This window comes from Hymenobacter psychrophilus, assembly GCF_900107135.1.
Classification (GTDB): Bacteria; Bacteroidota; Bacteroidia; order Cytophagales; family Hymenobacteraceae; genus Hymenobacter; species Hymenobacter psychrophilus.
In genome coordinates, this window is record NZ_FNOV01000011.1 from 169,087 (window position 1) to 186,092 (window position 17,006).

At 62.0% G+C, this 17,006-nt stretch carries 9 protein-coding genes; 2 read left to right on the forward strand and 7 right to left on the reverse strand.

What is annotated here, in order from left to right:
• Positions 1–44 precede the first annotated feature (44 nt).
• On the reverse strand, positions 45–2,840 hold the full coding sequence (locus tag BLW21_RS16695) for a type I restriction endonuclease subunit R (RefSeq protein ID WP_092742114.1): 2,796 nt from the start codon (positions 2,838–2,840) through the stop codon (positions 45–47).
• Positions 2,841–2,997: 157 nt separating this feature from the next.
• Here BLW21_RS16695 and BLW21_RS21255 point away from each other — a divergent pair, with 157 nt between their 5' ends.
• Positions 2,998–3,243, forward strand: a complete 246-nt coding sequence (locus BLW21_RS21255; protein WP_139255267.1) for a hypothetical protein — start codon at positions 2,998–3,000, stop codon at positions 3,241–3,243.
• On the opposite strand, the gene BLW21_RS16700 is transcribed toward BLW21_RS21255, so the two are convergent.
• The 6 genes from BLW21_RS16700 to BLW21_RS16725 form a co-directional block, all read right to left on the reverse strand.
• Positions 3,240–3,908 (reverse strand): response regulator transcription factor, encoded by a 669-nt coding sequence (locus tag BLW21_RS16700; RefSeq protein ID WP_092742116.1) that lies wholly within the window; start codon positions 3,906–3,908, stop codon positions 3,240–3,242. The genes BLW21_RS21255 and BLW21_RS16700 overlap by 4 nt on opposite strands.
• A 143-nt stretch (positions 3,909–4,051) precedes the next feature.
• On the reverse strand, positions 4,052–4,558 hold the full coding sequence (locus BLW21_RS16705; RefSeq protein WP_245711938.1) for an XrtX-associated membrane protein: 507 nt from the start codon (positions 4,556–4,558) through the stop codon (positions 4,052–4,054).
• Entirely contained in the window at positions 4,551–5,111 is a 561-nt protein-coding gene (gene xrtX / locus BLW21_RS16710; RefSeq protein ID WP_245711939.1) for an exosortase X, read from the reverse strand. Before xrtX ends, BLW21_RS16705 begins: the two co-directional genes overlap by 8 nt.
• A gap of 77 nt (positions 5,112–5,188) precedes the next feature.
• A complete protein-coding gene (locus BLW21_RS16715) occupies positions 5,189–5,380 on the reverse strand; it encodes a PID-CTERM protein-sorting domain-containing protein (protein ID WP_092742118.1) in 192 nt (63 codons plus the stop codon).
• 99 nt (positions 5,381–5,479) lie between these two features.
• Positions 5,480–10,519: an Ig-like domain-containing protein gene (locus tag BLW21_RS16720; protein WP_092742119.1), complete on the reverse strand. Its 5,040-nt coding sequence runs from the start codon at positions 10,517–10,519 to the stop codon at positions 5,480–5,482.
• A gap of 1,023 nt (positions 10,520–11,542) precedes the next feature.
• A complete protein-coding gene (locus BLW21_RS16725; RefSeq protein ID WP_175471018.1) occupies positions 11,543–14,071 on the reverse strand; it encodes a T9SS type A sorting domain-containing protein in 2,529 nt (842 codons plus the stop codon).
• Positions 14,072–14,962: 891 nt separating this feature from the next.
• Here BLW21_RS16725 and BLW21_RS16730 point away from each other — a divergent pair.
• Positions 14,963–16,636, forward strand: coding sequence for a hypothetical protein (locus tag BLW21_RS16730; RefSeq protein ID WP_092742123.1), 1,674 nt, complete (start codon positions 14,963–14,965; stop codon positions 16,634–16,636).
• Positions 16,637–17,006 lie beyond the last annotated feature (370 nt).

Genomic DNA, 17,006 nt, shown 5'->3' on the forward strand with positions numbered 1-17,006 from the left:
ATTGGTGGCTTAATAGCTCATTGCTTGCAAGGATAGCATATAGGCTATGCAGCCAATTCGTCGTTTAATTCCTCGATAACCGCCGGCAGCGCGTCGCCGAACAGCGCCCGGGCCCGGCCGTAGCCGCCCTGGTCGATGAAGGGCGGCAGCGTGAACGAGTCGGCACTCACGCTCAGGGAGGTGGCAATGCGGTCCTTCATCATGTGCAGCCAGCCCAGCTGGTCCTCCGTAAACAGCCGCCCGGCCAGTTGCTGCCGGCCCAGCCAGTGCTGGTAGCGCTGCTCCACCGTGAGCGGGTAGGCCTCCAACACTTCCGTTTGCTGGGTCGCAAAGCGCACCAGGCTAATGAGGTTGGTGAGCAGGGTTTTGGGGCCCGCCCCGCGCACCCTGCTCTGCTCCAGCTGCTCGTAGGCCGCCCACAGGTGCTCGGGCAGCAGCGGCGGGCTCTCCAGCTTCAGGGCCTCGGCCAGCTGCTTTATCTCGCGGTACGTGAGGGCCCGGCGCTGGTAGGGCTGGTTGTGCAGCACCTGCAGGGCCGTTATCTCGTCGCGGTGCTCGGCAATAAAAGCCGTGAAGCTATCCACCTGCGTCTGGGCCAGCCGCCGCGCCGCTTCCTCCGCCGAGTGCCGGGTCGTGAACCCGCCGTTAATCACCCGGTCCTTGCTCACCAAATCAATCACCATATCCTTCTGGGCGTGCAGCTTGGTGAGCAGCGTGCGCAACGCCGGGTCGTTGAGGGCCACCGTGGCCGTGGCCGTGAGCTGCTGCTGGGCCTGCTGCCAGTGCGCCTCGGTGGGCTCGGCTGCGCCCGCCTGCCCGGCCAGGGCCAGGGCGGCCGTTTCCTGGCGTACGGGGTCCACGGCATCAAACAGGCGGCCGGCCAGCTGCTGCACGCTGGGGCCGCCGCTGCCACCGTGGGCGGCCACGGTGGCGCGGTCCTCGTCGGTCAGCTGCCGGTCCAGCCGGGCCAGGCGGGTGGCCAGCCCGCGCAGGTGCGCGGGCTCCTCGCTGCCCAGCGCCACCGCTTCCAGCAGCTTCTCAAAGCTGATGCCCCCGGTGCGCTCCGTGCGGGTGGTTTCGGTTTTCTCGCTTTCCGTCACGCCCACCGCGTCCACGATTACGAAGCGGGTTTTAGCCTCCACGTCCTGGTCGGCCACCAGCCGCAAATCGTCCAGGCTAATCGTGCGCGTGCCCCGGCCCTTCATCTGGTCGTAGTACACCCGGCTGCGCACGTCCCGCAGGAATATCAAACACTCCAGGGGCCGAATGTCGGTGCCCGTCGAAATCATGTCCACCGTCACGGCCACCCGGGGGTTAAACTCGTTGCGGAAGCGCTTAATCAGCTCGTCGGGCTTGCCCTCGGTCGTGCCGTAGGTTATCTTCTTGCAGAAGTCGTTGCTCTTACCGAACACCTCCCGCACCAAGTCCACAATCTCGTCGGCGTGGTGGTCGGTCTTGGCGAAAATCAGCGTCTTGGGAACGTGGGTGCGCCCGGGAAACAGCTGGGGCAGCTCGTCGCGGAACTTGGTCAGCACCGTCCGGATCTGGTCGGGCGTCGTCACCGAGCGGTCCAGCTGGTTGCCCGTGTACACCAAATCATCGTCGAGCGTTTCCCAGCGGCGGCGGCGGGTCTGGCGCTCCATCAGCTTCACCGAGCTGCCCTTCTCCACCCGCGCCCCGGCGGCCGTTATTTCCGTCTCAATCCGGTACACGTCGAAGCCCACGTTCACCCCGTCCACCACGGCCCGCTCGTGGCTGTACTCCATCACCAGGTTCTGGTTGAAAAAGCCGAACGTCTGCTTCGAAGGCGTGGCCGTCAGCCCAATCAAATGGGCATCGAAGTACTCCAGCACCTGCTGCCACACGTTGTAAATGGAGCGGTGGCACTCGTCAATAATGATGAAGTCGTAGGTCTCCGGCGGCAGCGCCGCGTTGTAGGCCACCTCCCGGGGCCGCTTGCTCACCGCGTCGGCCGGCAGCTCGAAGCCCGAGCGTTCCTCGTTGCCCTCCTCAAACTCGGCCTCCCCCCGCAGCATCGAGTACAGCCGCTGAATGGTGGTAATGGTCACCTTGTTCACGTCGTCGAGGTGGTTGCTGGTCAGGTGCTGCACGTTGTAGAGCTCCGTGAACTTGCGCCCGTCGTCGGGGGTAGTGTAAGCCTGAAACTCCTGCAGCGTCTGCCGGCCCAGGTTGCCCCGGTCCACCAGAAACAGAATGCGCTTGGCCCCGGCAAACTTTATCAGCCGGTAGGCCGCCGTCACGGCCGTAAACGTCTTGCCCGAGCCCGTGGCCATCTGAATCAACGCCCGCGGCCGGTCGTGCTTCAAACTCACGTCCAGGTTGCGGATAGCCTCCACCTGGCAGGCCCGCAGGCCCGCGGGTTCCACGGCGGGCAGCTCCTGCAGCCGGGCCCGCAGCGTGGCCGTCTGCCGCGCCCAGTCGCGCAGCGTCTCGGGCCGGTGAAACCAGAACTCGGGCCGGGAGCGGGGCTCCGGGTCGCGCCGGTCCAGAAACCGGATTTCGTGGCCGTTGGCCTCGTAGCCAAAGGGCAGCTCCTCGGCCGTGCGCGGCACGTGCTTGGTGGCGCTGGTCAGGTAACGGGCCGTCTGCTCGGCCACGGCCGTCAGCGAGGTGCCTTCCTTCTTGGCTTCCACCACGCCCACCAGCCGCCCCTCCACCAGCAGCGCATAGTCGGCCGGCCCCGAAGCCGTCGGAAACTCCCGCACCGCCACCCCCAGCGCGGCCGTGCGGTTCAGCTGGTCCCGGTCCTGCAGCACCCAGCCCGCCGCCATCAGCTGCGCATCAATCAGTTCACGGGCTTTCTGTTCGGGCGTCAGCATAGGCGGGGTAGGATAGGGGGATAAAGGATAGGGCAGAATAAGCAGGCCGCCCCGTAACAGGCTGCCTTGGCTAAAGGCCAGAAGAGCAAATTTACCGAAGCGCGGGCGCTTTTCCTTGTGGGAGCGGCTCCTCAGGTAGCAAGTCGAGCGGAGGGCAGTGGTTCCAGCAATCAAGGCCCAAGCCAACACCTACCGAACCAGTCTATCCGCTCCCGCCGACCAGGCCCGCGCCCGGCAGCTCACGCCCCGCCGCCCCGCCGCCCCGCCGCCCCGCCGCCCCGCCGCCCTCAACCGCCAGTTCGGCCGTGGCACCGTGCGCCCCGCCGCCAGCCTAGCCCCGCCTACACCACCCGGCTCGAAGACCTGCTGCTGGTGGGCTGAAGTGCCAGGTAGACTGCCTTAAATCAGGTTAAAGGCGCGCGCATACTGTCCCAGCTCAAACGTCGAGCTGGTTTGCAGCTTCTGGCGCAAGTTGCGCCGATGCGTATCCACGGTCTGCACCGAGAGAAACAGGTCCTCGGCCAGCACGCCCGAGCTCAGCCCCCGGCTGACGCCCGCCAGCACCTGCCGCTCCCGCTTGGTGAGGCTGGCGAAACGGGCGGCATGGGTGCGCAGAAAGGTGTTGTCGTCCAGTAGGCGCTGCACCTTACTGGTAATGTGGCTGCTGGGGTCGATGGGACACGACAAGCAGATGGTGAGTAGCGGCTGCCCCTGCTCCCCTTGCAACAGGATGCGGGCAGTGCTCAGGTGAAGCTCAAAGCAGCCGTTCGGCCCGGTGCGTACCTGTTGGAAAAAGCTGACGCTATAGTTCAAGTCATTGCGCTCCAGCAAGTCCACAACCTTAGGCACGTACTCCTGCGCTTCGTCGGGGTTGAAATAACGCGCGTAGTATTCCTCCCCCAGAGCCCTGAGTTCTGGAATCGTAATCTTCAGTGCGGCTAGCCCCCGGCCCGACATATAGAGTACCTGTCGGCAGTCGTGGTTGAGCACAATTACCACGCCGGGCAGTGCGTCGGCAACAGGGGCCAGGGCGGCCAGGGTTTCGTCTATGCGTTGAGCGTCGGTCATGGCAGGCAGCAGGGTGGGTACGGGAGCAAAAGAAAGCCTCAGCAAGCAAATGCCGGGCCCCTTGACCCGGGCAATATAAGACTTTCCGTTGCTAGGCCGAAAGAGCCCAACACCCAACTGCTTGTCGGCCGGCCGTACCCGCCTCAACCCGCCTTACTTGCCGGCTGGCCCCGGCCCAGCAGCACCAGCCCATACAGCAGCAGCAGGGCCAGCGGCGAGCTAACCAAATCCAGCAGGCGGTGGCCCTGCCCGGTGGCCCAGGTCCAGCCGGCCCGCTGGCCGAGCAGTAGCAGGCCCACACTCAGGGCCAAGGCCAACCCGTAGCCCAGCGCCAGGGCGCGGCTATGGCGCCCCCGCAGCAGCACCTGTAGCAGCCCCAGGCTCACCCCAATGTAGAGCAGGCGGTAGCTTAGGCCCACCAGCACCCCGTGGGTGCTCAGGCCCGAGGGCTGCCCCAGCCGCTGGGCCGTGGGGCTTAGGCCACCGAGCACGGCCTGCCAGCCGCTGGTCAGCCCGGCAAACACCCACGCATCAAACTGGCCCAGCGCAAACAGCCCCAGCCCCAGCGCCCCCGCTACCAGTAGCCGCCCCGGGCTGCGCCGGGGAGGGCCCACCGGGGCCGGCCGGTCCCCCGATTTTTGGCTAACCATGGGCCACGGCCGCTGGGTTAGGGTGCAGCCGCACCCACTGGTGCCAGAGTACCAGAATGGCCCCGTAGGCCACGAAGGTGAAGGTATAGTGGTGGTTGAATTCGACCGTGTGGTACCAGTAGGTGTGGTTGAGGGCCAGGGCGGCAATGCGCAGCACATTAATGCCGTAGATGACTGCCAGCCCCAGCGGAATAAACCACCGACGCCGCCGGCCGCTGCCGGGGTAAGCCAGCACGAAGCCGGCAAACAGGGCGTAGAGCACCAGCCCGTTGCAGGGGTTGCCCACGTACACGGCCGCCTGGCCCAGCATGGTCACCGTAGTCGGCCCGGCCGGGTCAGTACCGGCCGCTACGCCTACCAGCCGCAGCAGCCCGGCCGCCACCAGGGCCAAGTTGGCCGAGAGGGCGTCGTCGAGGTGGCCGGCGGGCTCCAGGCCGTGCTCGTAGCCCAGCACCCAGAGGGCGTAGAAACCCAGGGCCAGCAGCCCAAACCGCACCTGCGGCCGGGCCGCCAGCCACTGCCGGCCCGAATCAAAAGGTAAAGAAGAACGCATATGACGAAGTAAAAGAGGCGGCAACACGCCGGGCCGATGCGTTGATATCGGCCCGGCGAGTGAAACAAGAGAAAGGCCTATTTGCGGGCCCGGTGCTGGCGCAGGCGCCGCAGGCCGTAAGCGGCCCCGGCGGCCAGCAGCAGGCTGGCCCCGCCATCGATGGGCACGGCCGTGGGCGAGTTGGGCGTCGGCCCGCCGGGGCCCGGCCCTTGGGCCAGCAAAGCAGTGCTCACCAGTAGCAGGGGCAGGAGGAGAAAGGAAATACGCATAGTTGCAAGGATTTAAAAGAAGAAGGTTGAGGAGAGAAAATGTCCCGGCCAGGGGCCCGGCCACCGCTGGGGCGACCGGGCCCTGGGGCTGTTAGGCTACTACTGCACCACCACGCGCTGCACCACGGTCTGGCCCCCTGCCAGCGTCACGCGCAGCGCGTACACGCCGGTAGGCAGGCCCTCCAGACTGATGTTGGTTTCGCTAGTCAGCAGCGGCACTGTGCGCAACTGCTGGCCGATGGCGTTGAGCAGCACGGCCGAAGCCGGTCCGCCCGCCGGACGGCTGATAGTGAGCTGGCCATGGGCCGGGTTGGGGTAAACCCGCACCTGGGCCGCCAGCGCCGCCGACCCCGAGGCCAGCACGGCGTTAGGCCGCAGGTTGAGTGCGAAGCGGCCCGATATATGGCGGCTGTCAGCCGTGAAGCCGTAGCCGGCGGCCGGCAGCTGACGCAAGTCGTGGCGCGTGCCGGTCTGGTTGTCTACCAGCTCCACGAGCGTGGTTGCCGGCAGGTTGGCCAGAATGAAGGCCGCCAGGGCGAAGCGCCCGGCCTGGGGTAGGTCCACCGTCAGCGGCACGGTCACCGCCTCGTTCGTTAGGGCGGGCAGGCCGTTGATGGCCAGCGCCTCGCCCGTGGTAGCCACCGAGGCCAGGTTCAGACCCGTCGTGTTAGGCAGCTTCTCGGCATCGTAGTGGTCGTCGCGGCCGGGCGTGGCTCCGGCTTCAAAGTACACGTAGGTAGGCTCGCGGGTGCCCCGGGCATCCACCAAATCCAGCTGCACGGTGGGCCGGGTGTCGGCCGTGATGCGGTTGAAAGTCGGGTTCTGGTAGCCCGTCACTCGCCAAGCGTTCTGGAAGCTGAAGCTGGGTACATTCTGGCTCACGCGCAGGAAAAAGCCCTGCATAGCTGGCAGCAGCCCACCGGGCAGCGTACCGAAACCGTTCTGGTAGAACTGGTAGGTGCCGCCATACTCGCTGCCCGACTTGTACACGTACACGGCATCGATGACACCAGTGGGCAGGCCGTTGCGGGCCTGGTTCCAGTCGAGCGGGGCCGGGTAAGGGTTGCCCAGCAGCTGCCAGCCGGCGCTGGCCTGGGTACCCCGCGAGAGGGCGCCCACCGGCACCGTGCCGGTCGAGAGCGTGCCGTTCAGGTCCACCGTTTGGCTGGCAGCCAGGTTCACGGTGTAGCCGCGGCCGGGTACGAGCGCGTTATTCAGGGCGGCGGGCGAGAAGTAGCCGAACTCGAAGGCGCTGGTAGTGGCGCTGGCACTGGTCAGGCGGGCCTCATCGTAGCCGTACACCGTGGGGAAGGGCATTACGCTGCCCGGGTCGACGGCCGTGTTATAGGCCGGGTTGACTACGGGTGCGAAGCCACTGGTGGCCAGGTCATTCACCGTGGTGGCCTGCACCGGCGAGCTGTAGTGGCGGTAGCCCAGGCCGGGGTTCAGGCTGGGGTCAACATAGCGCTGCATGGTGGCCGTACCCGTTACCGTGCCGCTGCCCGAGTTGACCACCATGGCCGTGCCGCTGGCGTCGGAGCGCAGCGTCAGGGCCTGGCCGTTCAGGTTCAGGTTGCCGGCCCCAGCCACTGTCAGCACCTGGCGCACGCCCACCGGGGCGCTCAGCGTCAGGGGGCTGTTGCTGGTCGTGCTCAGCTTGCGCACCTGGGCCGGCAGCCCGGTGCCCGTCACCTGGGCCGCCGTGCCGTTGTAGACGTAGCTGGCATCGGCGGCCAACGAGCGGGCACCCGTTACCTGCACTGCTCCGGTAATGCCACTGGCCGTAATCCCGTTGGCATCGCAAATCAGCAGCGTACCGCCCGCGGCGAGCGTGAAGCTGCCGCTGCCCGTCAGCGGCTGGCAGTTGGTATTCAGGCCGCCGCCGTTTTGCACCGTCAGGGACCCGTTCACCACCACTGGCCCGCCGAGTTGGGCAAAGCCCGTCCCGGTAACGGTAACCGTGTTGTAGGTGCCGGCTGGTATGTTGGTGGGTGTGGTAGCCGTACCGCCGTTGATGGTCAGGTCCTGTGCGGCCGGGGCTGCGAACTGGATGCTTAACTGGGGCGCGGCCGTGTTGCCGTTACCGGCCTGGTCCTGGGCCACGTTGGCGGCCACGTTCACCGTTACCGCACCAGCAGCGGCGGGCGTTACATTGAAGGTGTACGTCGCGCCCAAGCCGCTAAAGCCCGACAGCGTGCCGTTGCTCACCACTACATCAGCGGCCACGAAGCCGGTGACGCTTTCGGAGAAGGTGACCGTTACCGGAATCGGTGACACGCTGGTGGGGCTGCTGGCCGAGCTGCTGATAAGCACCGTCGGAACCACTGTATCAACGATGAATGTGTTGGTGTTCGAATTCGCACTCACGGTTGCGCCGCCGCTCAAGGCCGTCGCATAGGCCGTATGGCTGCCCTGGCTCAGGGCCGTGGGCTGCACGAAGCTGAAGCTGCCGTTGGTCGCGGCTGTCGTCGTGCCGATGGCCGTGCCGTCCACGTACACCGTCACGGTGCTGGCGGCCGGGGCCGTGCCTGCGTAGGTGGGCGTGGCTGTGTTCACGAAGCTGCTGTTGACCGGTGCCGTCAGCACCGGTGCTACTGTTGCGCCCGGACTGTAAATGAGCGTGTAGACGTTAGACGCCGTGTTGGTGTTGGTGGCCTGGTCCTGCGCTACGTTGGCGGCCACGCTCACCGTCACCGCACCAGCGGCGGCGGGCGTTACATTAAACGTGTAGGTCGAGCCCGAGCCCGCAAAGCCCGATAGTGTGCCGTTGGTCACGCTTACACTGCCGGCCGCAAAGCCGGTGACCGGGGCCGAAAAAGTGACCGTATAGGCAAACGAAGCGGCGGCGCTGGTGCTGCCGCTGGCCCCCGTGCTGCTGCTGACAACCACCGTCGGCGGGGTCTGCCGGTAAATGCCGAAGTTTATCATCACCTTCGAGCCATCGCCGACGTTGGTGAATTCCCCACCGACATGCAAGTCGTTGCCTTTCAGCGCCAAGGCATTCACAAAGTTATTCAGACCCGTACCCAGGGTGCTCCAGCTTGTGCCGTTCCACTTGGCTACGCGATTAGCCGGTGCGCCGCCGGCCGTGATGAAAAATCCTCCCGCATAAATATTGCTGTTGCCGTCTACGGCCAGGGCATTGACTTGGGTGTTCAGGCCCGTGCCCAAGGCGCTCCAGTTCGTGCCGTTCCATTTGGCAATGTAGTTGGCCGAGGCGCCGCCGGCCTGAGTGAAGCCCCCTCCGGCGTAAACGCTGCCGCTACCATCGACAGTCAGGGCACGGACGAAGCTGTTCAGGCCCGTGCCTAGAGAGGTCCAACTCGCGCCGTTCCAGCGGGCTACACGATTGGTTGCCGTACCTCCGGCCGTGGTGAAACTCCCTCCCACATAAACACTTCCGCTAGCGTTTGTTACTAGGGCATAAACTTCTCTATCCGTACCCGTGCCTAAGGGGCTCCAACTCGCGCCGTTCCACTTGGCAATATAGTTGGCTGGCATGCCGCCGGCCGTAGTGAAGAAGCCTCCCGCGTAAACATTGCTACTGCCGTCTACGGCCAATGCATTGACTTGGGTGTTCATACCCGTGCCCATGGGGCTCCAGTTCGTGCCGTTCCATTTGGCAATGTAGTTGGCCGAGGCGCCGCCGGCCTGAGTGAAGAATCCCCCGGCGTAAACGTTGCCGCTGCCGTCCACGGCCAGGGCAAGAACGGGCCCGTTTAAACCTTCACCCAGGGCACTCCAGCTTGTGCCATCCCACTTGGCGATATAACTGGCCGCCCTGCCGCCCGCCGTAATGAAGGTCCCCCCCGCATACGTATTGCCGCTGCCGTCCACGGCCAGCGCACTAACGGAGTTGCTCAGGCCAGTTCCCAGGGCGCTCCAGCTCACGCCGTTCCATTTAGCAATATTGGTGACTTGGGTGCCGCCGGCCGTGTTGAAACTTCCTCCCGCATAAACGTCACCGCTGCCGTCCACGGCCAGCGCACTAACACCCCCATCGTCAAGGCCTGTGCCTAAGGCGTTCCAACTCGTGCCGTCCCAGCGGGCTATGCGGTTAGCTGGTGTGCCCCCAGCCATAGTGAACTGTCCTCCGACATAAACATTGCCGTTGCCATCCACTATCAGGTCAGAGACGTTTTGATTCAGGTCCTCACCCAGGGTACTCCAACTCGTGCCGTTCCAACGGACTACACGGTTAGCCGTCGTGCCGCTAGCCGTGCTAAAGAGGCCTCCAGCATAAACGCTACCGCTACCGTCCACGGCTAGGGCCCTGACGACGATACCGTTACCCAATCCCGTTCCCGGATTGCTCCAGCTCGCGCCGTCCCACCGGGCAACAACATTGACCGTTGTGCCTCCAGCCGTGCTAAACTGTCCCCCAGCGTAGAGGTTGCCGTTACCGTCTAATGCCAGGGCAAAGGCAGTATTATTCAGGCCCGTTCCCAGGGCGCTCCAGTTCGTGCCATTCCAGCGGGCTACGCGGTTGGCCAGTGTGCCACCGGCCGTGGTGAACGTCCCCCCCGCATAAACGTTGCCACTGCCGTCCACGGCCAGGGCAAGGACCGCGTTATTCATACCCGCGCCCAAGGCGCTCCAGCTCGTGCCGTTCCATTTGGCGACGCGGCTGGCTGGTATGCCGCCGGCCGTAGTGAAAAACCCTCCGGCGTAAACGTTGCCGCTGCCGTCCACAGCTAGAGAATTGACGGCGCTGTTCATACCCGTGCCCAAGGTACTCCAACTCGTGCCGTTCCAGCGGGCTACACGGTTGGCTGACGTGCCGCCAGCTCTGCTGAAGAGTCCTCCGGCATACACATTGCCGCGACCGTCCACCGCCAACGCAATGGCGTTGCCAGTCATACCCAGCAAGTCGAAGCCGTCCTGCCAGTTTTCGTCGCCCGCGCCACTGGGACGGAAAACCGGAGCACCCGTATCCGGGTTCTGCCCCATGCGGTAGCCGTCCGTTGAGAAAGAGCCTTTGGCCCCGGGCCGTAGCGTACCGTCCGGGTTAAGCACCTGCCCTACCGAGGGGGCCTGAGCCCGGCTAAGCACGGGCAGCAGTAGCAGTAGCAACAGCGTCACGCTGGCCAGTAGCCTGCGCCAGCAGGCTACTGGTAAATTGGGAAGAAACGCGTCCATAGAGTGGGGGTGAAAGAAGTGAAGGAAAAAAGGTAATAAGGCTGCCCGGCAGTTCGCCCGGCAACTGGGTATTGCAACTTATTTCTCCGCCTGTCCCACCGGCATTTCCCTCGTCCCGGAAACGCGAATAGGGGTGTTCAGGCACGCTTACGACCCGCTCCGGGCAGCATGAAAAGCGAAGGGAGCCGTCCGGCCCGCGGCCCTGGTCATTGTTCGAAAACCGGGGCTTTCAGGCACTAGGGGGAACAGTTGGTTGCCATCGGGGTTGTCGAAGTTGAACCGGCAGCGGGGTGGCCGCCTCAACAGGTTCAGCGACAATAGCGGGTGGGCTTGACCAGAGCAGAACCGTTTCATGACAGCAGGTAGAAAAGGGTGAACGGAAGAAGGCCGGACCCTCAGGCAGCAGGCATTGGCCAAGCCCGCCCGGCACGGATGCTGCCGGGCCAGACGACCGGGGACGAAGGCAGTAATTTTTATTAAAAAAGCCCTATTTTATATTTCAAATATACTATAAAGGGTGCGGGCTCTCCAATACCCGGAAGTAGGTAGTTTTGGCGCCGGGCACACGGTGAAAGCAACGTTATGCTGGAATTGCGCTTGCTCGGAGCAAAGGGCTAGGTAGCTGTTCACATTCAGCTTTCTGGCCACCCCCAAAAGAAGTAACAGCCTTATTCACTGATTTATATAGTTGAGTGCAAACAACTGCGCAGTTCCCTCACTGACTTTTACTGAATGCCTGAGTGCGTCAGCAGCTTCGTGGGCAGATTACCAGGCAGATGTTGCGGTGCGGGTGTGGCGGCCCATCGTTGAACGATGTCGCATTAACAGCGCGGGCGACTAAAAGCAGCTATGGGTCTCCACATTCCGGTCCATGGTTCATGAAACTGCTATGTATCTATGGCCGTTTGGCTTAACTATTAGCGCCCAGGCCAGGAACAGGCCAGCGAGGCTACTAAAAAGCCCTCGACCAGCGAACTGGGCAAGGGCTTTTAAAACAAAAATACCGGAGCCGGACGGCGGGCCTTACTTGGTAATAATCACCTTCTGTTGATAGGTGCTGCCGGCGGTTGGAATCTGAAGGATGTACAAGCCGGCGGCCACGTTGCGCACATCCAGCGTGGTTTGAGCGCGGTTGGCTGGTACCGGCCAACTGGCTATATTCTGGCCCTGCAGGTTGCGCAGGAAAACTCGCAGTGGTAGCTGTGAGGCGGGTAGCTGCACGTTGAGCTGGGTCTGAGCCGGGTTGGGATACACCGTCAGCGGCAACTTGGCCACAGTTGCGCGCGTGGAGGTCACGCCGGGGTTGAGCAGGCGGGCCAGGCCGATGCGCATCTGTCCGGCCACGGAGCGGAACGCGCCGAATACCAGGATCTTGCCATCGGCGGGCTGCAACGCGAGGCCGCTCACGAAATCATCGCCAACAAAGATAGCAGTAGGAATATTTACGGGTATAAAAGAGTTGTCGCGGCTGCCATTGGCATTGAGGCGCACGATGGCCGTAGAGGCCCCCGTGCCAGTAAGACCCAACAGGCGACCATCGGCCTGCACTGCCCGCACGCCGAAGCTCCCCGCAAAACTATCGAAGCTGGCATCCACGGAGCCATCAGCGTTGAGTCGTGCCATGCCGAAAGGTGTGCTTTCGCCATTGAACGAAGTAAAAGCTCCGGTGAGCAGCAGCTTGCCATCAGGCTGCGCCAAGACGGTAAAGAAGGTGGCGGGGCTGGCTCCCGCACCGACGGCAAACGTATTGTCGGGTGAGCCGTCGGCATTCAGGCGCAGTAGCTTGGTACCGGCAGTGGCCCCGGCACCGGTTTCCTCGTAGGCAATAACAATGCGGCCAGTGCGCTGCACTACGGCGCTGGTGATGGTTCGGGCAATAGGGCTGGCCGGAGGTAAGAACGTATCGTCGAGGGCCCCACTCTGCGTGAGGCGGGCAATGCCATTGCGGACGGCACCGCTGTAAGTCGTGAAGCTGCCGAAAACCAGATAGCGGCCATCGGGCTGCATCACTATATCCCGCAGCCGCATACTCGGCACCGCTCCGAATAGGGCAGAGGTGAAGGTATTGTCCACCGCGCCGGCTGCATTAACCCGAATGAGGGAATACTGGGTTGGGGTGGAACTCACCACGAAGAAGCGGCCATCCGGCTGCACGCCGAAACCGGTGGTAAAGGTAGTGGTGTAGGTGTTGTCTAGGGTGCCATCGGCGTTGAGACGGCGGACGCCAGTAGGCACCGGGGTGCCGTTGAAGGAGTTGAAAGTCCCAATAATCAGGATTTTGCCGCTCGCCAGTGGGGTGGCTTGGCCAATGAAGCCATTGGCCTCCGTCAGGGCTCCGAAAGAAGCCTCATTGGTGCCGGTAGCGGTAATGCGGGCCAGTCCGGTCTTCACCACGCCATCGTACTGGGAGAAATAGCCGGCCAGTAGAAACTGGCCGGCACCGATCTGGGTCACGGAATTAATCGCACCGTTGGCCGCTACGCCGTTGGCGAAAGTGGCATCGACCGTGCCGTTGTCGAAGACGCGGGCCACACGGTTGCGGACCGCGCCGTTTACCTGGGTAAAGCTACCGGCAAACACGATGCTGCCGTTGAACTGCGCCCCCCCGTTACGCTGAACCATTAGGCTGGCTACCGTGCCATTAGGTCCTGTCCCCACATTAAAGGCGGGATCAATCGTTCCATTAATCAGCAGCCGCGCCAAGCGGGGTGCCGCCGCGCTGTTCACCTTCTCAAAGGAACCGCCAAGTACGATCTTCCCATCCGGCTGCTGGTCGATGGCCCGCACGGCCCCGTCGGTGGTGGCCGCAAAACCCGGATCGAGACTACCGGTGGCGGTGAGGCGCACCACGTTGCTGACGGTCTGGTCGTTGAAGCTGGTAAAGGTGCCGCCCACCAGTACTTTGCCATCGGCCTGCACAAAAACAGCCCGCACAAAGCCCTGAGGGCTGGTAATGCCCGTGCCAATGTTGAAGGATGTATCCAGCGAGCCATCGGCATTGAGCCGCGCGACGCCACCGCCGGGTATGCCCGTATCGAGGTTGTCGCCTCCTCCCACCAGAATTTTGCCATCGGCCTGCAGGGCCAGCGCGCCGATCTGACGGCGGGCCGTGATACCGGAGGGCACAAAGGTGGGATCCAGCGTGCCGTTGGCATTCAGGCGGGCTACTGTGAGGCGGTCCGTTCCGTTGTAGGTCGTAAAGCCGCCGCCAATCAGGATCCTGCCATCGGGTTGCAGTTGCAGCGCGGAGATAAAGCCGTTGGCACCCAGGCCGCCGGGATTAAAGGTGACATCGTTAGTGCCGTCGGCGTTCAGGCGCTGAATCTTGCTGGCGCTGACGCCATTGGCAAAATCAAAGCCGCCGGCTATCAGCACTTTCCCATTGGGCTGCACCAGCGTTAAGTTCGGAGCCGACTGAACCCCCAGTGATGTGTTCGATTTGAGTACAGTGGCTTGGAAAACAGGATCCAGGGTTTGGGCCTGAATGGTGTTTAAACTGCCAATGGCCAGTAACCCACCAAGCAGTAGTGTTAGAGTAGAAGAATTCTGCATACAGCTACATTTAGGAGTGAGAAGAAGAACGCTCATTTATCGGTGTAAAGCTGTGCCATTACGGCAGGTAAAGGGGGTAAAAGGATAAAGCAGAGACTCCCAGGCCAAGGGTATTACAAGAGTCCGTCCGGCCCGGAGCGGATGCTGCCGTGCCAGGCTAAGAGGAGATAGGATACGATGAATTAAGTGTAAAGTCATATTATTGCCAGCGAAGATACCAATCGGCAGTAATGCTTTACAATACCTAGAAGTAGGTATATTTGGAGCCACACAGCTTGGTAAATAAACCGCACATTCGGCCTGTTTTACCTCGCGCAATGGGCCTGGAAGCGGGCTAAACACGCTTCCTATACCATAAACGCAGGGTTTCGTCAGATATAGTAAGCTCGGGGCCTCCCCGCAATGCGTTGGTTCAGGTGGAGTGGAGTAACCTGGAATTGGCCGCCGGAGGAATCCTTACTGGTTATCAATAGCCCGTACCATAGCTGGAACCGCCAAAACTCTCAGTTCCCTCAACCGCCAATCCGGCCGCGGCACCGTGCGCCCCGCCGCCAGCCTAACTCCGCCAGCCGCCCCTGGCCAACCTGCCGGCCCTTGGCTCGGCCGCGCCTCGTTGGGGGCCGGCTTACCACCTAGCCCCCAACGAGGCGCTTGTCTGCGGGCTATTGGAGGTGTCGGGGCGAATCCTGTTTTCTAAAATAAGACCTACTCTAATTTCCGTTCTGATTAAGAGGCTGACCACTGTTTCCTATAGCACCTGCAAGGGAGAGGCAGTCATGGTTGCGCGCAGGTTTACTATATGAAAAATACCTGGAAGTAGGTATTGTCGAGGCTGAGTCCCACAGGTAATTTTGAGCTTTTACACTTCACTCAACATTGTCTGCCGCTACCATGATTAAAATTTACATTCGGCTGATGGTCATGACTGTTGCGTTGGGTTTCGTCGTGAGCAGCTGCACCAAAACAGAGACTGCCCCCAACCAGCCAGTAGTAGCAACCGGCACAGCTACGCTCGATAAAACGACTGCGGTGCCTGGCGAAGTGGTAATCATTACCACCAGTGCATCGCTGGAAAACAAGCCCTCGTGGGAAGTGACCTTAGGTGGTCAAAAAGTGGTGCTGGGTCGTCTCAACGACAAGCAGGCCGTATTTCTGGTGCCCGCTCTTCCCAGCGGCACCGCCAGCCTCGACCTTTCACCCTTGGGGGTGAAAGAAGCCACAAACATGACCATCGGCTCGTACGCGGCCATCAAAGACCCAGCACCAGTGTACACCGCCTTTCAAGGCAAGCTGGATGCGGCCGTTACGCAGTTAGAGCAGTTGACACGGGCTGCCTTGTACCCAATACCAGCTCAGAACCTAGCCGTGTTCAAAAACATGCAGCAGAGCTTGCCTGCGGCTTACGCCGCAGCCACGAATGCGCAGAAGCTGGAGGCGGCCTACTTCATGCGACAACTTGACTTCATTCCTGTTGACTTCACCAACCTAGCCGAGCGCTCGACCCTGGTCCTAAACGACCCTTCGGACCAGTTCATGAAAATCGGTCTTCAGTTCGTCAAGGAGAACACCAAAGCCGTTGTTGGTGTGTCACTGCTCGCTGCCGGGGGGGTGTTGAGCAGCCCCGTTCTAGCCATTGCGGGCGGTGCCATTGCCATCTACCACCTGAATCAAAGCCACAAAATAGTAGACACGCTCATTAACAACATTGGCGTGGCGTTCCGGATCGACGGCTATAGCAACCGTTCAATTAATGGCACCACTGGTGGTCTGCAGCTACGCAATGGTGTGCCAAAGGATATCCGCATCGAGGCAACATACCGCACTATGCAGCCTTCTGATGCCCAGGGTGGGCCCTTTCTACAGGAAATGATGGTTGGCGTAAGTGAGTTGAAACAGGCCCGCACCCTGATGCAAACTGCCTTAAACCAGATGCGTACCGGGCTCTTGGGCAGCGACGTAACACTCGCTCCTTTCTCTGATGTGAAGACCCAGGCGGCAACCACCACGTATTTTTTGCCAGCCAGCGGCCTGCTGATTGGTAACGTCTCGGTAGCTGGTATTGCGCTGTCAGCCGTGTCCCAGCCAGGCGAAGTGGTAACGCTTACGGCCAGCAGCACTACCATCACCGCCGTTACGCCCTTTACCTTCACGGCCACCTATATCAATGCCCCGCTGGGCGTAAATGTGCGCAAAACATTTGATGCCGAATTTAGCTCGGCCTGTGATGACCCCGCTCAATTTGCCCTACTCACGGGCGGTAGCAGCAAAATATGGCGACATGTGGCGACCGATGGCCAGGTAGTGTCTACTTATTGTGGACGCTACGATACCAAAACCTTTACCAACGCCCGGATTATGACCAATACGTATTGGGGCGGCGACCAGGTAAACTGCACGGCGGTTAACAATAGCATTGAGGTGCAGTTATGCGGCAACCGACTGGGCTGGGTGGGGCAGAACGGAGTAGTCGGGTTTCCTTACCGGATTATTACGTTAACGGCAAATGAATTTACGTTTGAAGCACCGTCGGATGGTGGCCTGCACATCTTCACCTACCGCCCATAAAGCGTCCCTCTCTCTGCCAAACTCGAGTAGGACGGGTGGCCGAGGAGGCCGACCTTTTCCCGAATCTCCGTAGCTATGTTACTCAAATGAAATAGCAACGGCCACCCTTATGCGGGTGGCTGTTGCTGTTTGGTCTGGCTACGCTTCCGGCTTCGGCGGCTTGCGCTTCCGTTTGTGCCGCATGCCCTCTAAGCGTAATGGATGCGTAATATTGCCCACCTATGCCGCCAGTTTATGGGTGGTGAGATTATCGGATTGTAGCGATAGCCACCTCCTGCCCACTGGCGGCCTGCGTACAGGCCTAATTAAATGCGCATAAATCTGTAAGTCAAACAGATAACCCGGTTTGTGAAGCCGCACCAAAAGCTAG

Bases quoted from the DNA above. Each gene is read 5' to 3' on its own strand.
- BLW21_RS16695 (WP_092742114.1), bottom strand. From the start codon at position 2,840: ATGCTGACGCCCGAACAGAAAGCCCGTGAACTGATTGATGCGCAGCTG.
- BLW21_RS16700 (WP_092742116.1), bottom strand. From the start codon at position 3,908: ATGACCGACGCTCAACGCATAGACGAAACCCTGGCCGCCCTGGCCCCT.
- BLW21_RS16720 (WP_092742119.1), bottom strand. From the start codon at position 10,519: ATGGACGCGTTTCTTCCCAATTTACCAGTAGCCTGCTGGCGCAGGCTA.
- xrtX (WP_245711939.1), bottom strand. From the start codon at position 5,111: ATGCGTTCTTCTTTACCTTTTGATTCGGGCCGGCAGTGGCTGGCGGCC.
- BLW21_RS16725 (WP_175471018.1), bottom strand. From the start codon at position 14,071: ATGCAGAATTCTTCTACTCTAACACTACTGCTTGGTGGGTTACTGGCC.
- BLW21_RS16730 (WP_092742123.1), top strand. From the start codon at position 14,963: ATGATTAAAATTTACATTCGGCTGATGGTCATGACTGTTGCGTTGGGT.
- BLW21_RS16705 (WP_245711938.1), bottom strand. From the start codon at position 4,558: ATGGTTAGCCAAAAATCGGGGGACCGGCCGGCCCCGGTGGGCCCTCCC.
- BLW21_RS16715 (WP_092742118.1), bottom strand. From the start codon at position 5,380: ATGCGTATTTCCTTTCTCCTCCTGCCCCTGCTACTGGTGAGCACTGCT.